This window comes from Rhodomicrobium sp. Az07 (genome assembly GCF_018619475.1).
Taxonomy (GTDB): domain Bacteria; phylum Pseudomonadota; class Alphaproteobacteria; order Rhizobiales; family Rhodomicrobiaceae; genus Rhodomicrobium.
The window spans coordinates 221,515-245,153 of the sequence record NZ_JAHFZG010000004.1 but is presented as its reverse complement, the minus strand read 5'-3'; the positions used below and the strand labels follow the sequence as shown (position 1 = coordinate 245,153).

Below are 23,639 nucleotides of genomic sequence, written 5' to 3'. Positions count from 1 at the left end.
GCTCAGTGATAGGACTACGACCAGGATTAGACATAAGACGATCCCTCAAGGAACCGTCACACTCGCAGCCGTTCGAGCAAAATGGAAGGTGAGGTCAGAACACCGCTTACGGAGAGTTCAAGCGTCACCAGAATTTTATTGGAGGGGGTGTGATTGAGAAGGCAAGGTTCATACCGTCTCCGCCTCAACAATCAATAACGGCCCTTGAAAATCTAGAAAAATATATGCATCGCGACGAACGGTCGGGAATTCCCGATCTTATCGACGCTGCGCTTATCCATTATCAATTCGAAACCATACACCCATTTGCAGATGGGAACGGCCGCGTTGGCCGGATGCTTATAACACTGCATCTATATATGCGCAAAGTTATCCGACAACCCATACTTTACCTGAGCCCTGTATTTGAGACGAGAAAAGATGAATACATCGATTTGATGTTCAACGTCTCTAAGTCGGGGAATTGGGAGAACTGGATAATATTTTTTCTTAATGTTGTTTGCGAAGCGAGCCAGAGCGCCATATCGACGTCTGAGTCGCTTTTGGGTTTGCAGGAAAAATACAGGAGCTTGGCAGGCAACGCCGGACGATCAAGCAAGTTGCTCGAATTAACAGACTATCTGTTCTCCAATCAAGTCCTTTCAATTCCAATGGTCGCGCAGTTTCTCGACGTACAGTACAGGTCGGCGAAGCTTCACGTCGATAAGTTGGTCGAGATCGGTATACTCGAAGAGCTTCCGACTCGAGCGAATCCGAAATTTTTCATCGCCCATGAGGTGCGCGATATTATCTTGAGATCCTTGAAATAGCGGGGGTGGCGCTATTCCCGCGCAAGCCAACATGCGATAGCGTAATGTCTTTCCGCAAACGGAGAGCGCGAAGCCGCATGATTTCCGCCATCCACCTCACGCAAGAGCTGATCCGCTTCGATACCGTCAACCCGCCGGGGAACGAAGCCCCGTGCGCGCGCTATCTCGGCAGCATGCTCGGAGCGGCGGGCTTTTCGATCGAGCATTCGAGCATCGGCGACAATCGCGAGAACCTCATCGCGGTTATCGGCGGCACGTCCGAGAAACGGCCTATCTGTTTTTCCGGCCATACCGATGTCGTGCCGCTCGGCGCAGCGCCGTGGACGGTCGAGCCGTTCGGCGGCGAGGTCGCCGATGGGCGCGTCCATGGGCGAGGGGCGAGCGACATGAAGGGGGGCGTCGCGGCTTTTGTCGCGGCGGCGGTGAAGCTCGCTCCGCATCTCCAAGGCACGCCCGGCCTCGTGCTCGTCATCACGGCGGGCGAGGAGCGCGGCTGTGAAGGCGCGAACCACATGAAAAAGCACGGCCTTCTGCCGCCCGCTGGCGCGATCGTCATCGGCGAGCCGACAGCCAATCGCCCGCTTGCCGGGCACAAGGGCGTGTTCTGGCTCGAAGGCGTGGCGAAGGGCGTGACCGCGCACGGCTCCATGCCCGAGCAGGGCGTGAACGCGGTTTACAAGGCGGCGCGCGCGGCTTTGGCGCTCGAAAAGTTCGACTTCTCAGGCGACGCGCATCCCGTGCTCGGTCGCCCGACGGCGAATGTCGGCTGGATCAAGGGCGGCATGAATGTGAACTCCGTGCCGGACGAGGCGCGGCTCGGCCTCGACGTTCGCATCGTCCCTGGCCTCGACCGAAAGGAGCTTGTGGAGCGGTTTACCCGCGCGGCGGACGGCTGCGTCTCGTTCGACGTGATGAGCACGGCGGACCCGGTCTGGACCGATCCGAACGACCCGTGGATGGCCGATGTCGTTCACGTGGTGGGGGAAGTAACGGGCACCGAGCCGACATTCGGCGGCGCGCCCTATTTCACGGACGCGGGCGCGCTGAAGCCCGGCATGGGCAACCCGCCGGTGGTGATCCTCGGCCCCGGCGAGCCGGAGCAGGCGCACCAGACCGACGAATGGTGCTCCGTCCAGCGCATCGAGGAGGCCGAGGCGATTTACACCGATCTCATCGCGCGCTGGTGCGGGCTTTAGATTTTAATCCTGGAACGGGTCGTGGACGAGGATCGTGTCGGCGCGCTCAGGGCTGGTCGACAGCATCGCGACCGGCGCCTCGATCAGTTCCTCAAGCCGCTTCACATATTTGATCGCCTGCGCGGGCAGGTCCGCCCATGAGCGCGCGCCTTGCGTCGATTCCTGCCAGCCCGGCATGACCTCGTAAATCGGTTGCACGCTCGCCTGCGCCTCCTGCGATGCGGGCAGACGGTCGATCTCGTGATGACCGAGGCGGTAGCCCACGGCCACCTTGATCTCGTCGAAGCCGTCGAGCACATCGAGCTTCGTCAGCGCGATGCCGTTCATGCCGGAAACCTTGATCGTCTGGCGAACGAGCGTCGCGTCGAACCAGCCGCAGCGGCGCGCGCGCCCCGTGACCGTGCCGAATTCATGGCCGCGCTCGCCGAGCCGTTGGCCGGCCTCGCAGGTGAGTTCGGTCGGGAAGGGCCCCTGACCGACGCGCGTCGTATACGCCTTGGTGATGCCGAGCACGTAATTGATGGAGCTTGGGCCGAGGCCGGAGCCCGTCGCGGCGCTCGCCGCCACCGTGTTGGACGACGTGACGTAAGGGTAGGTGCCGTGATCGACATCGAGCAGCGAACCTTGCGCGCCCTCGAACAGGATGCGCTTGCCCTCGCGCTTGTAGCGGTCGAGAAGCTGCCAGACCGGCTCGACATACGGCGCGATCTTTGGCGCGATGGCGACGAGTTCCGCAATGAGCGCGTCGCGGTCGATCTCCGGCTGCCCGAGGCCGCGCCTGAGCGCGTTGTGATGGACAAGCGCGCGGTCGATCTTGGCGGGCAGCGTCTTGAGGTCGAGAAGATCCACGGCGTGGATCGCGCGGCGGCCGACCTTGTCCTCATAGGCGGGGCCGATGCCGCGCTTCGTCGTGCCGATGGCGCCCGCGCCCGCCGCGTTCTCGCGCAGCGCATCGAGTTCGCGGTGCAGCGGGAGGATAATCGTCGCGTTTTCCGCGATGCGGAGATTGTCGCGCGTGACGTTTACGCCAAGTTTCGCAACTTCTGCGATTTCATGTTCCAGCGCCCACGGATCGACGACGACGCCGTTGCCGATCACCGAAAGCTTGCCGCGAACGACGCCGGAGGGCAGAAGCGAAAGCTTGTAGGTCTTGTCGTCGATGACAAGCGTATGTCCGGCATTGTGGCCGCCCTGAAAGCGCACCACGATATCGGCGCGCTCGGAAAGCCAATCGACGATCTTGCCTTTACCTTCGTCGCCCCATTGCGAGCCGACCACGACCACATTTGCCATTTCGTTCCCCGGATCTCCTTCAAAACGCCAGACTAGCCCATGCCACCAGACATTGCCATGCCGGGCGCGCATGGCCTTAAAACCAAATCGTCGCTCATCCAGACCTCAGTGAAGGAACTTGCCTTGACGCCATTTTTCGACCGGCCGCGCCTTCTCATGACGCTGACAACGATCTTCTGGGCGGGAAACTTCGTCCTCGGGCGTGCAATCGTGGGGCATGTCCCGCCGATCACGCTGGCCTGCCTGCGCTGGACGCTGGCGACGCTCATCTTTCTGCCATTTGCGTGGGCACATCTCAAGCGCGATGGTGCCGCGATCCGCGAGCATTGGCTCATTCTCCTGTTTCTCGGCGCGATCGGGGCGGGGGCCTACAATACGCTGTCCTATATCGGCCTGACCTCGACAGAGGCGCTGAACGGGCTCGTGCTCAACGCCGCCGGGCCGATGTTCATCGCGCTTACGGCATGGGCGCTGTTCGGCGACCGTATCGGGCGACTTCAGATTGCAGGGCTGACGGCGGGTTTTATCGGCGTGCTCATCGTCGTCGCGAAGGGCGACCTCGCCTCGCTCGCATCCTTCCACTTCAACCCCGGCGACATCTTCATCATCTCGTCGATGTTGTCATGGGCCGTCTACACGGCCTGCGTGAGATTGCGGCCGGGCATCAGCTGGCAGAGCTTCAATTTCGTGACCTACGCGGTTGCGGCGGTCGGCAACGCGCCGTTCATGGCGTGGGAATGGAGCGCGGGCTCGCGGCCGGTGTGGGATGAAGCGGCGGTGGCGGCCATCGTCTATGTCTCGATCTTCCCGAGCATCCTCGCCTATGTCTTCTATAACCGTTCGGTGGAGCTGATGGGACCGGCCAACACGGGCCTGTTCCTGTTCCTCGTGCCGGTGTTCGGTGGATTGCTCGCAACACTCGCGCTCGGTGAACAGCTTCACCTGTTCCACGCGGCCGGTTTCGCGCTCATCGTGGCGGGCGTCTTGCTCGGCACCCGGAAAAAAACCGAGGCCATCGCGGTCAAGGCATGACGGCCGTGCCCACATGAAACGCCTCAGCAGCAGCGGAAGCGGCCTTTGCCCTTGTAGCGGGCGTCCTGCCGTTCCTTGAAGAACTCCTCCCACGACATGACCGGCTCTCCGGCGACATCTCGCGCCGGTCGAAGGCAGAGATTGGATTTGCTCCCCTTTGAAAAGGGGGACAAAGAGTAGTCAAGGCTTAGGCCAGCTTGGAGGGACGAACCAATGGACGCTCAGGAATTCCGCCGTTTCGGCCACCAGCTGATCGATTGGGTCGCGGATTACCGGGAGGGCCTCGCCAGCCGTCCCGTCATGAGTCAGGCGCAGCCCGGAGACATCCGCGCGGCCTTCCCCGCGCATCCGCCGCTAAAGGGCGGGCGTCTTGACGAGGCCGTGGCCGCGCTCGACCGAGACGTGCTCCCAGGCATCACGCATTGGAACCACCCGAGCTTCTTCGCCTATTTTCCGAGCAACACGAGCTATGCGTCGATCCTCGCGGATCTGGTGATCGCGGGGCTCGGCGCGCAAGGCATGAGCTGGCAGACGAGCCCCGCCGCGACCGAGGTCGAGGACGTCGTCATGGACTGGCTCCGGCAGATGGTGGGATTGAGCGGGGCCTTTACGGGCGTCATCCACGACACGGCGAGCACGGCAACGCTGACCGCGCTTCTGTGCGCCCGCGAGCGCGCGTCGAGCTTCGGCCAGAATCGCAAGGGGCTTCAATCCGGCGAGGCGGCGCTTGTGGTTTATGCCTCCGACCAGAGCCACAGCAGCATCGAGAAGGCGACGCTGCTCGCAGGTTTCGGCCGCGATCACTTGCGGCTCATCGAGACCGACGGCGAGCATGCCATCCGGCTGGATCTGCTTGAAGCGGCCATCGCCGATGATCTCAGGCGCGGCCTGCGTCCCACCGCCGTCATCGCCTGCATCGGCACCACCGGAACCACCGCCGTCGATCCGCTGGCGAAGATCGCCGACATTGCCCGGCGCTTCGGCCTTTGGCTTCATGTCGACGCCGCCATGGCGGGCACGGCGATGGTGCTGCCCGAATGCCGCGAGCGCTGGGACGGTATCGAGCGCGCCGATTCGCTGGTGGTCAATCCGCACAAATGGATGGGCGTCGGTTTCGACTTCACCGCCTATTATGTGCGCGATCCCGAGCACCTGATCCGCGTCATGAGCACCAATCCGAGCTATCTCCAGACGAAGCAGGACGGCGCGGTGAAGAATTACCGCGACTGGCATATCCAGCTCGGCCGACGCTTCCGCGCGCTCAAGCTCTGGTTCCACCTGATGGATGTGGGTGTCGAAGGCGTGCAGGAACTGGTGCGCCGCGACCTCGACAATGCGCAATGGTTCAAACAACGAGTCGACGCCGCCGCCGATTGGGAGCGCCTCGCGCCGGTGCCGTTTCAGACCGTGTGCATCCGCCATGTCCCCGCCGCACTGTCGGGCGACGAAAATGCGCTGAGGGCGCACAATCTGGAACTGGCCCGCAGGGTGAACGAAGGCGGCGCGGCCTATATCACGCCCGCCTTGCTGAAGGGCAAGCAGATCCTGCGGGTAAGCATCGGCGCGACCGCGACGAAGCGCGCCGATGTGGAATCCCTCTGGGCGCTCCTGAACAAAACTGCGGCCGCGTCGACGAAAAGCGGGTCGTCCCGGCTTTGAAACCGGGCGACGTCGTCATCCCCGGCAACGTCTTCAATATCCGATGGCTGCCGAGTCGCCGTCGCGAAGGTCGGCCGCGCCGAGAAATAGCGGGCCTATCTTCATGATCGAATTGGCGCGACCGAGCACGCGGTGCTGGAACGTGCCGTCCGCGTTCTTCGGCAGAATGAAGCCGCGCGCCTCAAGAAGCCGCAGCGTATCGTCGGAAACGCCGCGCTCGGTGATGACATTATCCGGCATCCACTGGTGATGGATACGCGGCGCGGCGGCGGCCTCCGCCACGTTCATGTCGAAGGTCAGCACGTTCAGGATTTGCTGAAGGACCACCGTGATGATGGTGCTGCCGCCGGGGCTGCCGGTGACGAGATAGGGCGCGCCGTCCCTCATGACGATGGTCGGCGCCATCGAGGACAGCGGGCGCTTTTTGGGTTCGATCGCGTTCGCCTCGTCGCCGATCAGGCCGAAGGCGTTCGGCACGCCCGACTTCGCGGAGAAATCGTCCATCTCGTTGTTGAGGAGGAAACCCGCGCCATCGACCGAGTACCCGCTGCCGAAAGCGAGGTTCAGCGTGTAGGTGTTGGCGACCGCGTTGCCCGCCTTGTCCATCACCGAAAAATGTGTCGTCTGCTCGCCCTCGGGCGCGGGGGGCTTGCCCGCCGACACGTCCGCCGACTTCGTTGCGTGTTCGAGGTCGATACCCTTGCGAAGCTCCGCCGCATAGGCCTTGTTCGTCAAGCCCGCCACTGGCACGGGCACGAAATCCGGATCGCCCAGATATTTCGAGCGGTCGGCATAGGCGCGGCGCATCGACTCGATGAGGCGGTGATAGGTGTCCGCGCTCTCGCTGCCGAGCGCCTTCAGGTCGAAGCCTTCCAGAATGTTCAGCATCTGGATGACATGCACCCCGCCCGACGATGGCGGCGGCATGGAAATGATTTCGTAGCCATTATAGACGCCGCGCACCGGCTCGCGCTCGACGGGTGTGTAGGCCTTCAGGTCGTCCTCGGTGATGAGGCCGCCGTTCTTCTTCATTTCGTCGGCGATGAGGCCTGCGACCTCGCCTTGGTAGAAGCCCGCAGCGCCGTGCTCGCTGATGGCGCGCAGCGTCTTCGCGAGGTCGGGCTGGCGGAGCACCTCGCCCATGCGCCAGGGCTCGCCATTCGGCTTGAGGAAGTAGCGGGCTGTAGACGGATCGTTGTTCAGCCGGTCTCTCGCCCGCAAAAAGGCATAGGCGAGGCCATAAGGCACCACGACGCCCTCTTCCGCGAGCCGGATCGCGGGGGCCATGATCTTGTCGCGGGGCATCGTGCCGTATTTTTCGAGCGCATGAAGAAGGCCCGCCACGGTGCCCGGGACACCCGCCGCCGCGCGGCTGTAGCGCGCTTTGTCGCGATCCACCGCGCCGCGATTGTCGAGGAACATGTCGCGCGTCGCGGCTGCGGGTGCCGTTTCGCGATAATCGAGCGCGATCTTCCGGCCGTCCGCCAGCGTGATCAGCATGAAGCCGCCGCCGCCGATGTTACCCGCCTGCGGATGTGTGACGGCCATGGCGAAGCCGACAGCCACGGCCGCGTCGACGGCATTGCCGCCAGCCTTGAGGATGTCGGCGCCGACCTGGGCCGCAACCTTTTCCTGCGCCGACACCATGCCGCTTTCCGCCACGGCGGGGACAAAGCGCGCGTCGAAACCGATCAGCGCATCGGCCGCCGGATCGGTTGCCTTCTGCGCGAGCGCGGGCGGCGCGAAGGGAACGAGCGCCGAAAGCATGGCCAGCGCGACGCAGATAGGGCGAAGTAGGAATATCGAATGAAGCATGGATCTGTTGGCCCGGAAGGTTGAGGGCAGGCTGATGAATGCCGGCAGATTTATCTTTAGACCCGACCCCTTTGCAGCAGGAAATAGACATTCGTGTGAGAGGCCGGAAACGAAACGGACGCTCATCCGTGGAACAACCGGGAGGCGGGAACGCCGCGAGCCAAAAAGAGGTTGAACGATAAGGCGAAATGGCGGGGCGCGATTTCAATCACGAGGCGCATCATGACACATCACGCGGGACACGGTTACGAGGCGAAGGCGGCGCGGGGCGGAGGCGGCAGCCCGTCCGCGCTGAAGACCGTAAACCCGGCGACGGGAGAGCCGGGCCGCACGTACGAAGGCCATACGCGCGAACAGGCGCTTGCGATGGCGGCGCAAGTGCGCGAGGCGTTTCGCGGCTGGCGGCGCACATCGTTCGCCGAGCGCGGCATCATTATCGGCACGGCCGGGCGGATTCTCCGCCAGCGAAAGGATGAATTCGCGCGGCTGATGGCTGACGAGATGGGCAAGCCCGTCACGGAGGGGCTCGCCGAGATCGAGAAATGCGCCTTCAACTGCGATTATTTCGCCGAGAACGCAGAGCGATTCCTCGCAAATGGGCCGGTCGAACTCGATGGCGGACGCACCTACGTCGCGTTCAACCCGCTTGGGCCGCTGCTCGCCGTGATGCCGTGGAATTTCCCGTTCTGGCAGGTCTTCCGCGCCGCCGCGCCTGCGTTGATGGCGGGCAACACCGTGCTTCTGAAGCACGCGAGCAACGTGCCCGGCTCGGCGCTCGCCATGGAGGAGGTATTCCGCGAGGCCGGCGCGCCGGACAATGTCTTCCGCACCATCCTGATCGCGGGCCGCGACGCCGCGGAGTTGATCGACAGCCCGGACATCGCGGCGGTGACGCTCACCGGCAGCGTGGCGGCGGGCAAGGCGGTGGCGGAGGCGGCGGGCCGCAACCTCAAGAAGACGGTGCTCGAACTCGGCGGCAGCGACGCCTACCTCGTGCTCGAAGACGCGGACGTCGAGCAGGCCGCGACCGTCGCCGCGAAGGCCCGCATGGTCAACGGCGGCCAGAGCTGCATCGCGGGCAAACGCTTCGTCGTGATCGCGCCCGTGCGGCAGGCGTTCGAGACGGCGTTCGCGGAAAAGATGAGTGCCATCCGCATGGGCGATCCGCTCGACCCGGCGACGAAGCTCGGCCCGCTGGTGAGCGTCAGCGCGCGCGACGAGATCCACAGGCAGGTGCGCGAGAGCATCGAGAAGGGCGCGCGGCTCCTTTGCGGCGGCGAGGTGCCGGACCGGCCGGGCGCGTGGTATCCGCCAACCGTGCTGACCGACGTGAAGCCCGGACAGCCCGCCTATGATGAAGAAGTGTTCGGCCCCGTCGCCGCGGTCATCGAGGCGCGCGACGTGGAAGACGCGATACGCATCGCGAACGACTCCGAGTTCGGCCTCGGCTCCGGCGTGCTCACGCGCGACGCCCGGCGCGGCGAGGACATCGCAGCAAACGACCTCGAAGCGGGCATGGCCTTCGTCAACGAGAACGTGCGATCCGATCCGCGCATGCCGTTCGGCGGCGTGAAGCATTCGGGCTATGGCCGAGAATGCAGTGTGTTCGGCATCCGCGAATTCGTGAACATCAAGAGCGTCCACGTGCGCGAGTAACGACGCACCGCCTCCCCACGCGGGGGGTGCTCGCCTCGTGCTACCCTCGCAACCGCCGCACGGAACGGTTGACGGCGCGGGCCGCCTTATTGCCCGCAAACTTGCCCTCTAGTACACCTGACTTCCTGTATTTCACAATCTCCTAAGGATTTGTCAGATGGCTTTGCGGCACTGGATTCTTGCGTGTTTCCTGTCGGCGGCGCTCATTGTCCCGAATGTCGGGGCGTTCGCTCAGGACGCCGCCGCGAAGCAAGCCGCGCCTGCGGCCGCAGCGCCCGCGCCAAAGGCCGCTACCCCCGAAGCGAACAAGGCCGATGTCATCAAGCGTGCGAACGATGCGTTCGGCGCGGATATCGCGGGGACGACGGCAAAATGGCTGAAGACGCTCGACGATATCGAGGACCAGCTTCGCAAGCCCGGCCTGCGCTATAAGGAGCTTAACGCTTTCCGCGACCAGTTGCTCAGGATCCGCAGCGACGCCGACGAATTCTGGAAGAAGCTTGAGCCTGCAATCCGGGCTATCGATGAGCAGGGTCGAAATCTCCCCCCGGTGCCGGCCGCCGACCAGCCGCCGGAAACAGGGGAAGCCGCCCTGCTTCGCGCCGACCTCGCCTTTCATCTGAGCCACCTGAACTCGGCGCGCGCCACGCTCGATCACACGCATTCGCGCGTCAATCAGCTGATCAACTCGATACAGGACATTCGCCGGAAGAACTTCACGAACAATCTCTTCCAGCCGGTGCAGGGGATCTGGTCCTTGCAGACATGGGAGAATGTCCCCGCTTATGCCGACATGGCCATAAATCGCGCCGAAAGCACGATCAGGAACTGGTGGGCCGAATCCGAAGGTCGGTCCGAGCTGCTATATCTGTTCGGCACGGCGCTCGCGCTGTTTGCCGGGCTTTCGCTCCTTTCATGGCGCGGAGTACGCCACCTCAGGACATGGACCGACGACGGCGCCCCCCCCTTTTGGCGGCGTGCATCGACGGCGGCCGGTGTTATCGTGCTACGCGTCATTCCCGCCTGCCTGCCGCTGGTCTTCCTCTATCATGCGATGAACGCCGCGCAGCCGGTACCTGGAAAAATCCAGTGGCTGCTCTACTCGGCCTCAGGCTCGATCCTCGTGATCGTGGGGGTGAATGCTCTTATAACCACGGTTTTCGCACCCGGCCGCCCGCAATGGCGGCTCATCCCGGCCACCGAAGGCGCGGCCGTGCGGATTTCGGGGCTGATGCTCGCGCTCGCGCTCATCTACGGCGCGACCACATTCCTCTACACCGTCACGCGCGTTGTTCAGGCTCCGTTCTCGCTGACCCTTGCCTTCACGCTTCCGGCGAACCTTCTCGTCGCGCTGCTCGTGGCAGCGATCCTCAGGACGCCGCTCCGGGACAAGACCTCCGAAGGTCTGCCCCGGACCACATGGCTGAACCTGCTCAGGCTTCCGGTCTGGTTAGTCACCGCCGCCATTATCGTAACGGCGTTTTCGGGGTATTTGTCGCTGTCCCGCTTCCTCGCCCAGCAGCTCATCGTCACGGGCTCGATCCTTGCCGTCGTCTATATCCTGCTTCTGTGGGCTGACGGTGTCGCGCAGGGCATGAGCGACGAGAATTCGGCGATCGGAGGCTGGATCAGGGCGCTCGGCATCGACCAGAAGCGCTGCGAGCGTTTTTCGGTTCCGATCAGCCTGTCCCTGAAGTTTATCGTCCTCGTCGGCGCGGTGCCGCTGATCCTCCTGCAATGGGGCTATCCGTGGGCCGACGTCCTGGAATGGTATTACCAGCTCTTCTTCGGCTTCCGGATCGGCAACACGCAAGTCTCGCTTGCCGCCTTTCTTGCAGCCATCGTTGTCTTTGTGCTCGGCTATTTCGCCGCGCGGCTGTTTCAGAGCTGGCTCGACACGCAGGTTCTGAAGCCTGCGGGCCTGTCCGGCGGCCTGCGCGACTCGATCCGTACCGGCGTCGGCTATATCGGCGTCGGCGCCGCGGCACTCATCGCGCTGTCCTATGCCGGGCTCAATCTCTCCAACCTCGCCATCGTAGCCGGAGCGCTCTCCGTCGGCATCGGCTTCGGGCTTCAGAGCGTCGTCAGCAACTTCGTCAGCGGGCTCATCCTGCTGGCCGAGCGCCCGATCAAGGTCGGCGATCTCGTCACGGTCGGCGGCGAGGAAGGCACTGTGCGCAAGATCAGCGTACGCTCGACCGAAATCGAAACCTACGACCGCGCGAGCGTGCTGGTTCCGAACTCCTCCTTCATTACCGGCAACGTGAAAAACTGGACGCTGCGGAACAACACGACGCGCGTGGTGATTCCCGTGTCGGCGCTTCACGGAAGCGACCCGCGCAAGGTCAAGGAGGTGCTGCTCGACGTCGCCCGTTCGCATGTGGCCGTGATGACGTCGCCGGAGCCTTTTGTTTCGCTCGACGATTTTACGGTCGATGCGCTCCAGTTCAAGCTGTACGCCTACATCTACGATCTCAACAAGGGACTTGGAACGAAAACCGAACTGCGCATGGGGATCATCGAAGCCTTCAGGAAAGAGGGGATACAGATGCCGCGGAGCGCATTGCCCGCTTTGCCACCCGAGGAAGCCGAACTCTGGCGCGAAGCCGTGAGCCTCTATGTGGCTTCGCGGAGCGACAAGGACGGCGAGGATGCCGACGACGCGCCGAATGACGGTCGGATCGTTCTGCCGAGGAACGGTTCATGAGACTGGAGGGGGATAATGTGAAAATCGGCAAGCTCATCCAGCAGGTTGAAAGCTTCTTTCTCGTGGTGATTGCGATCCTCACCGTGATCGGCGCGATCAAGGAGATGTATCTCATCGGCTTGAAGCGCGATGTGGGTCTGCAAGACCTGCTCCTCATGTTCCTGTATGTCGAGGTGCTGGGCATGGTCGCCGCCTACATCACTTCGCAGCAGATCCCGATAACTCTGCCGATTTTTATCGCGATTACAGCCATCGCACGGGTCGCGATCCTTCAGAAGGAGCAAGAGCCGATCATGATCGTTTACGAATCAGGGGCGATCCTGATGCTGGCCATTGCGGCCGCGGTGGTGAACCTTCGTCCGGCGATCAGACCGGCGGCGCCGAGCGGGCCGCCTTCCAACGACGGCGCCGGCGGAACCATGCCTCGGGCTTGACGGGCCAGATCAGATCTCCCGCCACGCCTTTTTGCATGATTTCTCCCTCGAATTGAAATGCCTTGGCCAAGCGCCATCTTAGGAAGCGGCGTGACAGCAAGAGGGTTTTCGGGTGGCGGCTGACAACAGAAACGTAACAGGAACTCTCAAAGCCCTCGTCGGCGCTTTGGCTTTGGCCGGCTTTCTTTGTCAAGCGGCGGCGGCGCAGGACATTCCCGCAGGCCATCCCCCTCACGACGAGGCAGCGGAGAAGCCCGATACCAAGCGCGAAGGCCCGTCCGCCTCGCCACAAGCCGGCGGCGGCTTCGCGCAGCACCTGCCGACCGACAGCGTTACGCGGCACACGGTCACGCTCGACGGCAAACCCTTCGCCTACAAGGCCACGGCGGGCACGCTGCCTCTCTTCGGCCCGAAGGGCGAGGTGGCGGCGAAGATGTTCTATGTCGCCTATCAGGCGGGGGACGCACCCGCGCGCCCGATAACTTTCGTGTTCAACGGCGGCCCCGGCGCGGCGTCGGCCTTCCTGCATATTGCGGCGCTTGGGCCCCGTGTCATTCCCTTCGCGGAGAATGGAGCCGCGCCGCTCAGGCCGGTCCGTTTCGTGGACAACCCCGCCACGTGGCTCGCCTTCACCGACCTCGTCTTCATCGATCCCATCGGCACGGGTTACAGCCGCGCCACCGGCGGCGGCGATGACAAGGAGGCCGCGTTCTGGGGCGACGAGAAAGACGCGAATTCCGTCGCGGCCTTCATCAGGCTGTGGCTCGGGCACAGCGAGCGAAGCCTTGGCCCGGTCTATCTCGCGGGCGAGAGCTATGGCGGCCTCCGCGCGGCGATTCTCGCCGAAAAGCTGCTCGATGACGGTCTCGACGTTCGGGGCGCGGTGTTGATATCGCCCGCGCTCGATTTTCCGCTTTTGCGCGGCAATCGGTTCAATGTCCTCCCGCTGACCTTCGACCTTCCCTCGCTCGCGGTTGCGGCCGCCGAGTTGAAGGACGGAGCCAAGGCGCCGGTCGAAGACATAGCGCGCGAGACCGAAGCGTTCGCCGAAACCGACTATCTCGTGCATGTCGCGCGCGGGCGAGCGCCAAACGAGGCCGTCGCGGCGAGAGTCGCGAAGCTGACGGGGCTATCGCCGGAAATTGTCGCCCGCAATCAGGGACGCGCGCCGGACCACGTCTTCTTCGACGAGTATGAGCGCGCGACGAATCGCAGGTTGAGCCGCTACGATGCCGCCGTCAGCGCGCCGCTTCCGATGCCCGCGAGATACGACGGCTTTGACGTGATCCTCGACGGCGCATCGAGCGTGCTGGCTCCGGCGGCGGCGACGTACATCGCGCGCGATCTCGGTTTTCGCACCGACCTCGATTATCGCCTCCTGAACGGCACCGCCAACCGCCGCTGGGCGGGCGACAAGAAGCGGGCGCATGAAACGAGCGGGCCCGAACTTATCGAACGCGCGCGCACGCAAAACCCCGCGCTCAAGGTCTTCATCGCGCACGGTTACACGGATCTCGTTACGCCTTATGCGCTGTCGAAATATCTGATCGGGCAGCTCCGGCCGATCGATGGCGCGGCGCCGGTGGAGCTGCATGTCTATCGCGGCGGCCATATGATGTATTTCAGGCCTCCGTCGCGCGATGCGCTTACACGCGACGTGCGGCGCATGTATGAGGCGGCTCCACAAAGGTAGGAGCGGGTTTTGGTGCTAAAAACATCACAGGCGCGCACTAAAATTGCACAAAGCGGCTGGATTTGATACGATTCGATAGCAACCAGCCTCCGCTCACCTTAAAATATTCCGATTACAGGGAGGTGGGGCATGAAAAGAATACTGCTCATAAGCGCACTTATGACCGCGGCATGCGTCGCGGAAGCGAACGCTCAGGCATCCGGCAGCTTCTACGGCGGCGCCGTCAACCGCAACGCCACGTCGGGTGCGTCCGGTGGTGGCCACGCTGCGGCGGCAGGCTTCGGGCTTCTCGCGTCGCGCGGCTGCTGGGCCGACGCCAACGTGGGCTGTAATGCGACCCCGATGGCCGGGTATCAGGAACCGGCGGAGGAAGAAACTCCGGCAGCCGCTCCCGCGGCAGACGCGAAGAAGGCCGCGAAATAGCGAACGATCAGCGCGCGATCTTTTGATCGCGCGCTATGAAACGCGGCGCGCACCCGAGCGTTGGCAGAACATTCATACTGCTGCCGCGAGGTCTTCATGATATTTCCGAATGCCGATCAGCCGAGCGCCGCTGTGGCGCTGCATTACAACGAACTCGACGGCTTTTACCGCGAGATCTGGGGCGATCACGTCCATCACGGATATTGGCGCACCGGCCGCGAAACAAGCGCGGAAGCCGCCGAGGCGCTCTCGGCGCTTGTGGCTGAACGCCTGGGCCTTGAGCGCGGCATGCGCGTCTGCGACATCGGTTGCGGCTATGGCGAGACGGCACGCCTGTTCGCTTCGCGCTACGGCGTGGCGCTCGACGGCGTGACGATTTCCGAAAACCAGTTTCAGATAGCGGCTGCGCGAAGCACGCCCGGCGTTACCATTGCGCTGTGCGACTGGCTCGAAAACGGCTTCGCGGATGCGAGCTTCGACCGCGCCTACGCCATCGAAAGCTCTGAGCATATCGCCGACAAGGCGCGCTTTTTCGCGGAGGCGCATCGCGTGCTGCGTCCGGACGGGCGCCTCGCGGTCTGCGCGTGGCTGGCGAAGAGCGGCACGCTCGGACGCGTCGACAGCATGCTCCTCGAACGCATATGCCGCTACGGTCGGCTTCCCGGCATGGGCACGCAGGAGGATTATCTCGCGCTGGCCGAAGGCGCGGGCTTTCGCGTGGCGCGCGTGGACGACATCAGCGGGCAGGTGAGCCGGACATGGGCGATCTGCATCCGCCGCAGCCTTGCCAAGCTTGCGAGCGACCGCCGATATCGCGCGTTCCTGCTCGGCGGCGGCACGCAAAACAAGGCATTCGCGGCGACGTTGTTCCTCATCCTCGCTGCGTACCGGACCGGCGCGATGCGCTATTGCGTCTTCACCTTTGAAAAGCCGTCGTAGCTGAGACACGGGCGCACGGGTTGGGAGTGCCGCGTCGATGACTTTACTTCGTGCCGCAGGGGAAGCCGGATCGCAGCGCAGCCATCGCGACCGCGGTGAACGGTTCCGTCTGGCTATCCGGATTGAGGCGCGCGTAGCGGTCGAAGATCTGGATGAGTTGCAGGAGCGAGACGCCTTCGGGCACGCATATGCGCAATAGCGGATCGTTGTCCGTCTCCAGCCGCGTGATGAGGAGTTGCTGAACGGTGTGGAACGCGCCCCAGCAATGTCCGGTCGTGAAGGTATCTTCGAGTTCGAGTTCGTCCGGATTGGCGCCCGGTTTTGCCAACCGCAGGATAGAGTTGCAGTCCGCGAGCATGTCGGCGGTGGTGTAGCCGTCGTCCGCCTGAACCGCGCCAGCCATCGCGAGCCAGACTATCGCCAGCACGGCGGCTGTCCACCGTCTTACAGCCCGACTCATTATGTCCCCCGTCGCCAGAGCGCCAGCCACGGCCCCCTTCGCCCATGTTGGCGCGCTTGTCAATCCGAAGAGCGTGCCTGTCACCCATGCGGGGCCGGAGGCGCTCGGAACGTCGCTTAAGGCGCGGCCACGCTCTCGCCGACCTCCCCGCCCGACGCGGTGTGCTCCGGTTTTGCAGGGGCGTCCTCGCGGCGAACGCGAACGACGGTTACGGTGCATCCCGCCTCGCCCGCCACCTTCGCCGAGACGCTCCCGAGCAGCGAGCGCCGGAGTGAATTGGCCCGCGCGCCGAGGAGAATCTGGTCTACCTTGTTCTGTTCGGCATAATCGAGAATGGCGGACGCCGGGTCCGTAGCCTCCAGAACGTGGAAGGTGATCTGACCTTCCTTCAGCTTCAGCGGCTGCGCCCAATCCTGAAGCTGCACGAGCCGGTTCACATGCTTGTTGTGCCCCTCGTCGTCGAGCGTGGTATCGCGCGTGGCGATGTAGCTCATCTTCAGCACGTTGAGGCAGGCCAGCCGCGCGGACGGAAGCTGCGCGAGCGCCCGGCCGGCCGCCTCGCGCAAGGAATCATTCGTTTCCTTCGATGCTTCCGAAAGGTCGACCGCCACCGCGACGATGGGGGCGGCCGCCAGCCGCCTGTAAACCGATTGCGGCGCGGCAGCCTTGCGTTCGGGCGGGTTGAAGCGGCGCTTGACGCGCGTCCAGAACGAGTCCGTCGATGTCCGCTCCGAGCGCGCGGTGAGCCGGATCTGATCGTAATTCGAAAGGTCGAAAGCGAGTTGCGCGGCGGTCGGATAGCGCCACGCGGGCTCGACTTCGAGGCAGCGCAGCACGATTTCCTGAAGCCACAGCGGATAATCCTTGCGTAGGCTTCGCGGCGGCTTCGGGTCTTGCCAGAGCCGCTTTTTCATGGTGTTGAGCCGCTCACTCTCTCCGAAGGGGCGCTCGCCCGTGGAGAAGAAATAAAGGAGCACACCGAGCGCGAACTGGTCGCTGCGCGGGTCGGTACGCACGCCAAGAAGTTGCTCCGGCGCCATATAGGGCGCGGTGCCGTAGGGGAGGCGGAATTCCTCCTGCATCAGGTCCGGCAACTGCTGGTGATGCGACAATCCGAAATCGAGCAGCACCGCCTCGCCTGACTCGCGAAAGAGGATATTGCTCGGCTTGATGTCGAGGTGGATGACGTGCTGTCGGTGCAGATCGTCGAGCGCGGTGGCGATCTTCCAGCCGATGTCCGCGACTTCCTCATAAGGCATCGGCAGATCTGAGAGGCGCGGCAACAGCGAGCGTCCCGGCAGCCGCTCCATCACGATGAACGGATGCAGCGCGAAATCCCCCGCCGCGATGAAGCGGGGCACGTGCGGGCCGGAAAGCCGCGGCATGATCATCTGCTCCATCTCGAAGCTGACGATCGCGGCCGGATCCTGCCCTTCCCCGAGGACGGGCACCTTCATGAGCATCGGCACGTCGATGCCGGGCTTCGTCACGCTCCACAATCGCGCCATGCCGCCTTTGTGGATGAGATCCTCAAGCACGAAGCCGTCAAGCACGTCCCCGCGTTGGAGCGTCGGTTTAGCCATGGTGGGTCACCGGCCGATGAAGAGGCGTTCGGCGAAGAAATCGGGCAGGCGTGCGGCGCGGATCGCGGCGGCGGCTGCCTCGATGTCGTAAAGCACGCGGATGTAGATGATTTCCTTCTTTTCGGTGTCGAAGAGGCCATAACAGGCGCGCGGATTGCCGTCGCGCGGCTGGCCGACGCTGCCAAGCACGCAGAGCCAGCGGCGAAGTCCGTGCAGCGGCACGGCGATTTCCGTCACCGGGCTGAACGCGGTCATCTTCGCGGCCGCTGTGGTGGAAAAGATCGCGGGTTTGTGCGTGTGGCCGCAAAACGTGACCGGCGCTTGCGTAGCGCGGAGGCTGCGCGCGGCTTCTTCCACGGTCAGCACGTAAATCCAGTTATCGGGCTGGCTCGCGTCGGCGTGAACGTAGAGGCGGCCCTCGTCGGAATGCTCCATCGGCAGTTCGGCAAGCCAGCGCCGCTCGGCCTGCCCGAGCTTCCCGCGCGTCCATTCGATGGCTTCCTGCGCCTCCTCGTTCATGCGGATCGCGGGATCGCTCACGGCCGCGTCGTGATTGCCCATGACGGCGATCGCGCCGCCCGCCACAAGCTCCGTCGCCTTGTCGATGCACCAGACGGGGTCGGCACCGTAGCCCACGAAATCGCCAAGAAGCACGTGGCGTTCAGCACCGCGCGCCTTTGCATCATCGAGACACGCGGTGAACGCCTGCCGGTTCGCGTGGATGTCAGCCAGAAGCGCGATAAGCATGGGCTCTCCCCAAGGATTCGTTTTTGGATACCCTACAAAACTTTGCGGGGCCCGTCTGTTCGATTTTCGTTTGGGAAAGGCCGGTTCGCGGTCATTTCGTGCGCTTCGCCGAAACCGGTGCATAACTTTTGTGACGCGAGCCAGCTGCTCAAGTCCGCACCCGGAAGAAATTCAGCGGTTGCGCCGCCGCCGGGGACGAGGCTGCGGCGCGGGCGGTTCCTCGGGCGGCGCCGCTACCGCCGCGACCAGAGGCTCATCGGGCTGCAACTCGCAGCGAGCCTTTTGCAGTTCGCGGATGGTCTGGTTGCGGAAGCTCTCCCCGCGAATCGGCGCGCGGATCGCCACGATGCCCGCCTCGGCCGGCGCGACCACGATGTTCTGATCGTCGCCCTCCACGGTCGTTTCCGTGCTGGCTTCATCCGAAAGGCGATCCCGGCGGATCAGCAAAAGACGCACCTCGGATCGTTTCGAATCGGCACCGGCGACCAGATAGAAGTTTTCGCCGGAGCGGGTGGAAACGGCAAGCGTCCAGGCCGGTTCGGACAACGGGGCGCGTATGATCACATTGCGTTCGGCGAGATCGTAGAGGCAGTAGGCCGTCACGACGTCCGGCGACGAAAAAGGCAGCGCCGGGGCCGACTTGGCGTCCGGTAGAACGATGGCGTTACGCGGCATCGCGTCCGCAAGCCTCGACCATGCGTCTCCTTCGGCGAGCGACGATATGCCGAACACCGCGAGAATGTGGATAATGCCTCCGGCGACAATTCCGCCGAGCACCCAGGGCAACTTTCCCATCACGGGCACCCCGCCATTACGAGCACTCCATCAGCTTGATCGACGGCAGCACGTGCCTGCCCGCGTTCAGCAGTACGTCGGGAGCGAGCGGGCGAAGAACCGTCATGCGCAGCGCCACCCGCTCGCCTCGCTCCGAGGGAAGCCAGTTGCCGGGCTGGACATCGGGCGAGAGTCGCACGACGAAGGCGCCATCCGGAGCGGCGAGGATGTTCGCGCTTGTAAAGCTGGAGCGGCCGGTCTTGTTCGGCATCGTCTCACCGTTCTTGCGGAAAGCCGCGAGATTCCACCAGAGTGCCGGAATGGCATAGCCCTTCACTTCATAGGTGCAGTCGCCGATGAGCCGCGATCCGGCGCTGTCGCGCGTCGCGGTAAAGGTCATCGCGCTTGCCGAGGTAAGCGGTAGCGAGCCTTCTCGCGCCGTGTGCGCGGCCGTATAGGGATCGGCGTCGCCCGTGCCTTCGCGGAGCCAGAACGTCCACGGACCGTGGCGCGCGGTCGTGGCGAAGAAGCCGCCGCTGACGGCGCGCCATGTCGTGCCCAGACCCAGGATCAGGGCGATGCTCGCGAACAGCAAGAACCGTGTGAGGAATGGCATGGCGCTGACACCTGACGGGGGCCTTACCGGAAAGTGCGGCAGGCGGCGATTGCGAGTGTTATTGCGTCCTCACGGGGAGGTTGTCCAGAGTGGCGTCGTTCTGCGTGTCGGCGGCCTGAAGTTTCGGCGCTCCCTTCAGGAGCTTCGACAGCGAGGTCAGCGCCTTCCGCGTCTTGGCGGGCATGCGCCGCGCCGCATCCTGGCCGCTGGCGAAGCCCGGCTCGTCGCGCCGGATTTCCAGAAGCCGCTGCCGTTCCTCGACTTGCCGCGGATGCAGTGGAAGGCCCGGAATCTGCGGAATGTCCATGCTGGTGTGCGCCGCCGCCATGTATCGATGCCAGGTGGGGGCGGAGAGCTGGCCGCCAGTGGTGCCCGCCGCCATTTCGCTGAAGTCGTCTTTGCCGAACCAGACACCCGTCACGTATTGGCCGGTGAAGCCCATGAACCACACGTCGCGCGGCCCGGAGCTCGTGCCCGTCTTGCCGACGGCCGTCGTGAAGTCGAGTCGCGCCCGCGCGCCCGAGCCTTCCGTCACGACTTTTTCCAGCATCGTATTCAGCGTTTCGATGTCCTCGCGCTTGAAGATCTGCGCCGGCACCGGCTCGTCGCGCTCGCGCGAATAGACGAGTTCGTCCTTCGTATTGCGCAGTTCCAAGATGGCGTAGGGCTTGATCGCCTTGCCGCCGCTGGCGAAAACGGCGAAGCCCGCGGTGTGATCGAGCGGCGCGATGCCCGTGTCGCCGAGCGCCATCGAGCACGTCTTGCGCACAGAGGTCAGGCCGATCTTGTGCACATTTTCGAGCAGTTTGTCGCGGCCGACATCGAGCGAAAGCCTCACGGCGATCGTGTTGACCGACCGCGCCATCGCCTCGTAAAGTGTCATCGCACGGCCGCTGACGCCGCCGCCGTAGTTCGACGGCGACCAGTTTCCGCATCTCGGCGCGACGTCCGGATAAACCTTGTTCGGCCGGATGCCGCTTTCGATGGCGGTGAGGTAGACGTAAGGCTTGAAGGACGAGCCGGGTTGCCGCAAGCCCTTGGTGGCGCGGTTGAACTGGCTGTCGCCGTAGTCCCGGCCGCCGACGATCACCCGCACCGCGCCATCGGTATCCATCGAGACGAGCGAAGCCTGCGTCGCGCGCGCATATTTCGCCTCGCGCTCGAAGGCGTCGTCGATCACCTGCTCGGCGAGTTTCTGAAGCGGTACGTCAACGGTGGTGCGCGCCGTCAGCACATACTCGCCTTTACCCCTCATGAGGCGCTGCACTTCCTCGAAAGCCCAGTCGAGGAAATAATTCGGAACGTAGTCTTCCTGCCGGTCGATGATCTTCGCGGCATTGAGGCGCGCCGCGTGAACCTGCCCCTCGGTCATGAATCCGGCCTCGACGAGGTTCGTCAGAACCTGATTGGTGCGGGCGCGTGATTCGACCGGGTTCGAGTGCGGCGCGTATTTCGTCGGCGCCTTGAACAGGCCCGCAAGCACAGCGGCTTCCGCGAGGTTGATGTCGCGCACCGATTTGCCGAAATAGAACTGGGAGGCGGCCTCGACGCCGAAGGTGCCGCCGCCGAGATAGGCGCGGTCGAGATAGAGCTTCAGGATTTCCTGCTTGGACAGGTGCGCTTCGAGCCAAAGCGCCAGATACAATTCCCGGATCTTGCGCTGGATGGAGCGCTCCGAGGACAGGAACAGGTTCTTGGCGAGCTGCTGCGTCACCGAACTGCCGCCCTGCACGACGGTATCGGAGCGGGCGTTTTGCACGAGCGCGCGTGCCGTGCCGATGATGTCGATGCCGAAATGGTCGAAGAAGCGCCGGTCCTCTGTCGCCATGGTGGCCTTGACAAGGACGTTGGGAATTTCCTCAAGAGGGACCGCGTCGGAAAACTGGATGCCTCGCTTGCCGATCTCGTTGCCGTAGCGGTCGAGGAAGGTGACGGAAAATTCGCTGCCCGTCCGCCAATTCGGGTTCTTCGTGAGTTCTATGGCCGGAAGCTCGAACATGAGCACAACGGCGAGGCCCGCCGTGCCAAGCGTCATCGCCTCCGAAACGAACTCGGTGGCGATGCGGCGCGGACCTGTCACCCGAAAGCGCTGGAAGAAATTGTTGTAGTTTGCCCACGAGTCTTTAAATCTCGCATACAGGCCGTAGAGTGAGGAATCGATCCAGGAATCGAGCGCGAGCCAGTTGATGGTGCGATTGCGCTTGTTCGGTTTGGTGATCCAGTCCCGCACGTGTCTTCACAGCTTCCTGTTGTCTTCCGTCCGGCCGGTACTATGCCAAGAAACGAGTCTGCAAAACAGTTAAAACGGCAGGGCTTAATTGCCGATCCGGGCATGAAATCCACCGCCGGGGACGAAGCGCCGTTCTGGAAGACGAAGGCGCTCGAAGAGATGTCGACCGACGAGTGGGAGTCTCTTTGCGACGGCTGCGGCCAGTGTTGCCTGATCAAGCTCGAAGACGAAGACACCGGCCAGATCGGCGTCACGCGCCTCGCCTGCAAGCTCCTCGATCTCGGCACCTGTCAGTGTTCGAATTACTCCGAGCGGCAGGATCATGTTCACGATTGTGTCAAGCTGACGCCCGAAGATGTGCGCCGGATCACATGGCTTCCCGAAACATGCGCCTACCGCCTTGTCGTGGAGGGAAAAGCCCTCGGCTGGTGGCACCCGCTCATATCGGGCACGCAGGAGACCGTGTTCGAAGCGGGCGTCGCGATAAGGGGTTCTGCCATCAGCGAAAAAAAGGTGCGCGTGGAGCGCTACCCGGCCCATATCGTCGGCTGGCTGAAACCCTGATTCGAAGCCCGCTTTCCGGGCGCCATATTCTTCCGAAAAGCCGCAAAATGGCTTCAAAACCGTAGCACGGTTGCGCGCGCTTCGAAGCGGTTCCTTCGAAAAGCCTTGATCGTCGGTGATCCGCAACCCGGCTGTTAAAGGCATTGCATTCCTTCCGAACTGAAGTTTTTATTAAAATCGGAAAATATGGCAGCGATCGCGGGTGTCGCGCGGTTCGTGTGAGATTAGAGCATGACGTTTGCGCAGGGCGGCGAAATTTCTCTGGAGGTGGACCTCGGCGGAACCGGCGTTTTCGTGCCGGTTGGCCGCCTGTTTCAGCCGTCGCTCGCCCTGACCTCAGCGCTGAGGGAGCTTGACCGCGAGCAAACGCAAGGGGAACGGCACGGCGTTCTTCTTTACACATTCGCCACGAGAATTTCGGGCGAATGTGCGGTCGCCAACGAAACCATGCTCCGCGGCTTGAAGGAGGCGTGCGCCGCTTCGGTGGCGCTGGAATGGCGGATCGCGGTTCCCGCGCTCGGCGCGGTGCGCGCCCTTTTCGCGGTCGCGACGTTGGAAGAGACAGCCAACGCGGGAAGCTTTCGCATGACTTTACAACTCGCCGGCCAACCGGCGCTTGAGACTTTCTGTTGCGACAATAAGTGCTAGAATTCCGCGCGATCCGCATTCGTGGTCATTTGTTCATCGTGTGTTCAGCATCAGGAGTTCATCTCTGGCTTGGAACCGCACATGAAATACATGCTCGCTGCCCTCGTGATTTCGATCGCAGCCGGCGGAAGCTCTTCCGTTTCGGCCAGCGAAGCTGCATGCTCTGCAAGCTGGAGCCGAGGCAACTACAAGACTTATCAGCAGATCCAGGACGAGCTGAGGGATCGCCTCAGAAACGCGAAAATTCTGAAACTCTCGCTTTGCTCGGGCGCGTCCGAGCCGTATTTTCAGGCGACGATCCTTAACGAGTCCGGCAAGGTGGTGATCGTGAGGCTTGCCGCGCGCTGATCGAGGCGGGGTG

Annotated in this window: 21 protein-coding genes and 1 pseudogene; 13 read left to right on the top strand and 9 right to left on the bottom strand. The window is 63.5% G+C overall.

What is annotated here, in order from left to right; all coding sequences use genetic code 11:
* Positions 1-119 precede the first annotated feature (119 nt).
* Positions 120-809, top strand: a pseudogene (locus tag KKP04_RS04985) (Fic family protein); the annotation flags it as partial.
* A gap of 77 nt (positions 810-886) precedes the next feature.
* Positions 887-2,005, top strand: a complete 1,119-nt coding sequence (locus KKP04_RS04980) for a M20 family metallopeptidase (RefSeq protein ID WP_215027583.1) — start codon at positions 887-889, stop codon at positions 2,003-2,005.
* Positions 2,006-2,008: 3 nt separating this feature from the next.
* Here the strand turns inward: KKP04_RS04980 and KKP04_RS04975 are convergent, their stop codons facing one another.
* A complete protein-coding gene (locus KKP04_RS04975; protein WP_215027581.1) occupies positions 2,009-3,298 on the bottom strand; it encodes an adenylosuccinate synthase in 1,290 nt (429 codons plus the stop codon).
* A gap of 39 nt (positions 3,299-3,337) precedes the next feature.
* Between KKP04_RS04975 and KKP04_RS04970 the strand changes: the two genes are divergently transcribed.
* Positions 3,338-4,330, top strand: coding sequence for a DMT family transporter (locus tag KKP04_RS04970; RefSeq protein WP_215027579.1), 993 nt, complete (start codon positions 3,338-3,340; stop codon positions 4,328-4,330).
* A 23-nt stretch (positions 4,331-4,353) separates the two neighbouring features.
* Here KKP04_RS04970 and KKP04_RS15880 read toward each other — a convergent pair whose 3' ends face one another.
* Positions 4,354-4,428 (bottom strand): CstA-like transporter-associated (seleno)protein, encoded by a 75-nt coding sequence (locus KKP04_RS15880; RefSeq protein ID WP_251133916.1) that lies wholly within the window; start codon positions 4,426-4,428, stop codon positions 4,354-4,356.
* Positions 4,429-4,543: 115 nt separating this feature from the next.
* Between KKP04_RS15880 and KKP04_RS04960 the strand changes: the two genes are divergently transcribed.
* On the top strand, positions 4,544-5,989 hold the full coding sequence (locus tag KKP04_RS04960) for a pyridoxal-dependent decarboxylase (RefSeq protein WP_215027577.1): 1,446 nt from the start codon (positions 4,544-4,546) through the stop codon (positions 5,987-5,989).
* 33 nt (positions 5,990-6,022) lie between these two features.
* Here the strand turns inward: KKP04_RS04960 and ggt are convergent, their stop codons facing one another.
* On the bottom strand, positions 6,023-7,804 hold the full coding sequence (gene ggt, locus KKP04_RS04955; protein WP_215027575.1) for a gamma-glutamyltransferase: 1,782 nt from the start codon (positions 7,802-7,804) through the stop codon (positions 6,023-6,025).
* A gap of 222 nt (positions 7,805-8,026) precedes the next feature.
* On the opposite strand from ggt, the gene KKP04_RS04950 reads away from it, so the two are divergent.
* From KKP04_RS04950 to KKP04_RS04925, 6 genes are all read left to right on the top strand, one after another.
* Entirely contained in the window at positions 8,027-9,460 is a 1,434-nt protein-coding gene (locus KKP04_RS04950) for an NAD-dependent succinate-semialdehyde dehydrogenase (RefSeq protein WP_215027573.1), read from the top strand.
* A gap of 157 nt (positions 9,461-9,617) precedes the next feature.
* Positions 9,618-12,167: a mechanosensitive ion channel family protein gene (locus KKP04_RS04945; protein ID WP_215027571.1), complete on the top strand. Its 2,550-nt coding sequence runs from the start codon at positions 9,618-9,620 to the stop codon at positions 12,165-12,167.
* Entirely contained in the window at positions 12,164-12,601 is a 438-nt protein-coding gene (locus KKP04_RS04940; RefSeq protein WP_215027569.1) for a phosphate-starvation-inducible protein PsiE, read from the top strand. Before KKP04_RS04945 ends, KKP04_RS04940 begins: the two co-directional genes overlap by 4 nt.
* Positions 12,602-12,773: 172 nt before the next feature.
* Positions 12,774-14,294 carry a S10 family peptidase gene (locus tag KKP04_RS04935; protein ID WP_215027568.1) on the top strand — a complete coding sequence of 507 codons (1,521 nt, stop codon included), beginning with the start codon at positions 12,774-12,776 and terminating at the stop codon, positions 14,292-14,294.
* A gap of 129 nt (positions 14,295-14,423) precedes the next feature.
* Positions 14,424-14,717: a hypothetical protein gene (locus KKP04_RS04930; protein WP_215027566.1), complete on the top strand. Its 294-nt coding sequence runs from the start codon at positions 14,424-14,426 to the stop codon at positions 14,715-14,717.
* A gap of 96 nt (positions 14,718-14,813) precedes the next feature.
* Positions 14,814-15,656: a class I SAM-dependent methyltransferase gene (locus KKP04_RS04925; RefSeq protein ID WP_215027564.1), complete on the top strand. Its 843-nt coding sequence runs from the start codon at positions 14,814-14,816 to the stop codon at positions 15,654-15,656.
* Positions 15,657-15,699: 43 nt separating this feature from the next.
* On the opposite strand, the gene KKP04_RS04920 is transcribed toward KKP04_RS04925, so the two are convergent.
* The 6 genes from KKP04_RS04920 to KKP04_RS04895 all read right to left on the bottom strand — a co-directional run bounded on the left by KKP04_RS04920 (position 15,700) and on the right by KKP04_RS04895 (position 22,066).
* Positions 15,700-16,116 (bottom strand): Rap1a/Tai family immunity protein, encoded by a 417-nt coding sequence (locus tag KKP04_RS04920; protein ID WP_215027562.1) that lies wholly within the window; start codon positions 16,114-16,116, stop codon positions 15,700-15,702.
* 116 nt (positions 16,117-16,232) lie between these two features.
* Complete coding sequence (locus tag KKP04_RS04915; protein ID WP_215027560.1) at positions 16,233-17,699, bottom strand: bifunctional serine/threonine-protein kinase/universal stress protein; 1,467 nt, start codon at positions 17,697-17,699, stop codon at positions 16,233-16,235.
* 6 nt (positions 17,700-17,705) lie between these two features.
* Positions 17,706-18,446, bottom strand: a complete 741-nt coding sequence (locus tag KKP04_RS04910) for a metallophosphoesterase (RefSeq protein WP_215027558.1) — start codon at positions 18,444-18,446, stop codon at positions 17,706-17,708.
* Positions 18,447-18,617: 171 nt separating this feature from the next.
* Entirely contained in the window at positions 18,618-19,241 is a 624-nt protein-coding gene (locus KKP04_RS04905; RefSeq protein WP_215027556.1) for a hypothetical protein, read from the bottom strand.
* Positions 19,242-19,257: 16 nt separating this feature from the next.
* Positions 19,258-19,836 (bottom strand): DUF1214 domain-containing protein, encoded by a 579-nt coding sequence (locus tag KKP04_RS04900; RefSeq protein WP_215027554.1) that lies wholly within the window; start codon positions 19,834-19,836, stop codon positions 19,258-19,260.
* 58 nt (positions 19,837-19,894) lie between these two features.
* Complete coding sequence (locus KKP04_RS04895; RefSeq protein WP_215027552.1) at positions 19,895-22,066, bottom strand: PBP1A family penicillin-binding protein; 2,172 nt, start codon at positions 22,064-22,066, stop codon at positions 19,895-19,897.
* Between the two features lie 102 nt (positions 22,067-22,168).
* Here KKP04_RS04895 and KKP04_RS04890 point away from each other — a divergent pair, with 102 nt between their 5' ends.
* From KKP04_RS04890 to KKP04_RS04880, 3 genes are all read left to right on the top strand, one after another.
* Positions 22,169-22,630 carry a YcgN family cysteine cluster protein gene (locus KKP04_RS04890; protein ID WP_251133904.1) on the top strand — a complete coding sequence of 154 codons (462 nt, stop codon included), beginning with the start codon at positions 22,169-22,171 and terminating at the stop codon, positions 22,628-22,630.
* 231 nt (positions 22,631-22,861) lie between these two features.
* Positions 22,862-23,278, top strand: a complete 417-nt coding sequence (locus KKP04_RS04885; RefSeq protein ID WP_215027548.1) for a hypothetical protein — start codon at positions 22,862-22,864, stop codon at positions 23,276-23,278.
* A gap of 81 nt (positions 23,279-23,359) precedes the next feature.
* Positions 23,360-23,626 (top strand): hypothetical protein, encoded by a 267-nt coding sequence (locus KKP04_RS04880; RefSeq protein WP_215027546.1) that lies wholly within the window; start codon positions 23,360-23,362, stop codon positions 23,624-23,626.
* Positions 23,627-23,639 lie beyond the last annotated feature (13 nt).

What these genes read in the sequence shown, in the direction of transcription:
- KKP04_RS04980 (WP_215027583.1), top strand. Translation starts at nt 887, where the DNA reads ATGATTTCCGCCATCCACCTCACGCAAGAGCTGATCCGCTTCGATACC.
- KKP04_RS04975 (WP_215027581.1), bottom strand. Translation starts at nt 3,298, where the DNA reads ATGGCAAATGTGGTCGTGGTCGGCTCGCAATGGGGCGACGAAGGTAAA.
- KKP04_RS04970 (WP_215027579.1), top strand. Translation starts at nt 3,338, where the DNA reads ATGCCACCAGACATTGCCATGCCGGGCGCGCATGGCCTTAAAACCAAA.
- KKP04_RS04960 (WP_215027577.1), top strand. Translation starts at nt 4,544, where the DNA reads ATGGACGCTCAGGAATTCCGCCGTTTCGGCCACCAGCTGATCGATTGG.
- ggt (WP_215027575.1), bottom strand. Translation starts at nt 7,804, where the DNA reads ATGCTTCATTCGATATTCCTACTTCGCCCTATCTGCGTCGCGCTGGCC.
- KKP04_RS04950 (WP_215027573.1), top strand. Translation starts at nt 8,027, where the DNA reads ATGACACATCACGCGGGACACGGTTACGAGGCGAAGGCGGCGCGGGGC.
- KKP04_RS04945 (WP_215027571.1), top strand. Translation starts at nt 9,618, where the DNA reads ATGGCTTTGCGGCACTGGATTCTTGCGTGTTTCCTGTCGGCGGCGCTC.
- KKP04_RS04940 (WP_215027569.1), top strand. Translation starts at nt 12,164, where the DNA reads ATGAGACTGGAGGGGGATAATGTGAAAATCGGCAAGCTCATCCAGCAG.
- KKP04_RS04930 (WP_215027566.1), top strand. Translation starts at nt 14,424, where the DNA reads ATGAAAAGAATACTGCTCATAAGCGCACTTATGACCGCGGCATGCGTC.
- KKP04_RS04925 (WP_215027564.1), top strand. Translation starts at nt 14,814, where the DNA reads ATGATATTTCCGAATGCCGATCAGCCGAGCGCCGCTGTGGCGCTGCAT.
- KKP04_RS04920 (WP_215027562.1), bottom strand. Translation starts at nt 16,116, where the DNA reads ATGAGTCGGGCTGTAAGACGGTGGACAGCCGCCGTGCTGGCGATAGTC.
- KKP04_RS04915 (WP_215027560.1), bottom strand. Translation starts at nt 17,699, where the DNA reads ATGGCTAAACCGACGCTCCAACGCGGGGACGTGCTTGACGGCTTCGTG.
- KKP04_RS04910 (WP_215027558.1), bottom strand. Translation starts at nt 18,446, where the DNA reads ATGCTTATCGCGCTTCTGGCTGACATCCACGCGAACCGGCAGGCGTTC.
- KKP04_RS04905 (WP_215027556.1), bottom strand. Translation starts at nt 19,241, where the DNA reads ATGGGAAAGTTGCCCTGGGTGCTCGGCGGAATTGTCGCCGGAGGCATT.
- KKP04_RS04900 (WP_215027554.1), bottom strand. Translation starts at nt 19,836, where the DNA reads ATGCCATTCCTCACACGGTTCTTGCTGTTCGCGAGCATCGCCCTGATC.
- KKP04_RS04890 (WP_251133904.1), top strand. Translation starts at nt 22,169, where the DNA reads ATGAAATCCACCGCCGGGGACGAAGCGCCGTTCTGGAAGACGAAGGCG.
- KKP04_RS04885 (WP_215027548.1), top strand. Translation starts at nt 22,862, where the DNA reads ATGACGTTTGCGCAGGGCGGCGAAATTTCTCTGGAGGTGGACCTCGGC.
- KKP04_RS04880 (WP_215027546.1), top strand. Translation starts at nt 23,360, where the DNA reads ATGAAATACATGCTCGCTGCCCTCGTGATTTCGATCGCAGCCGGCGGA.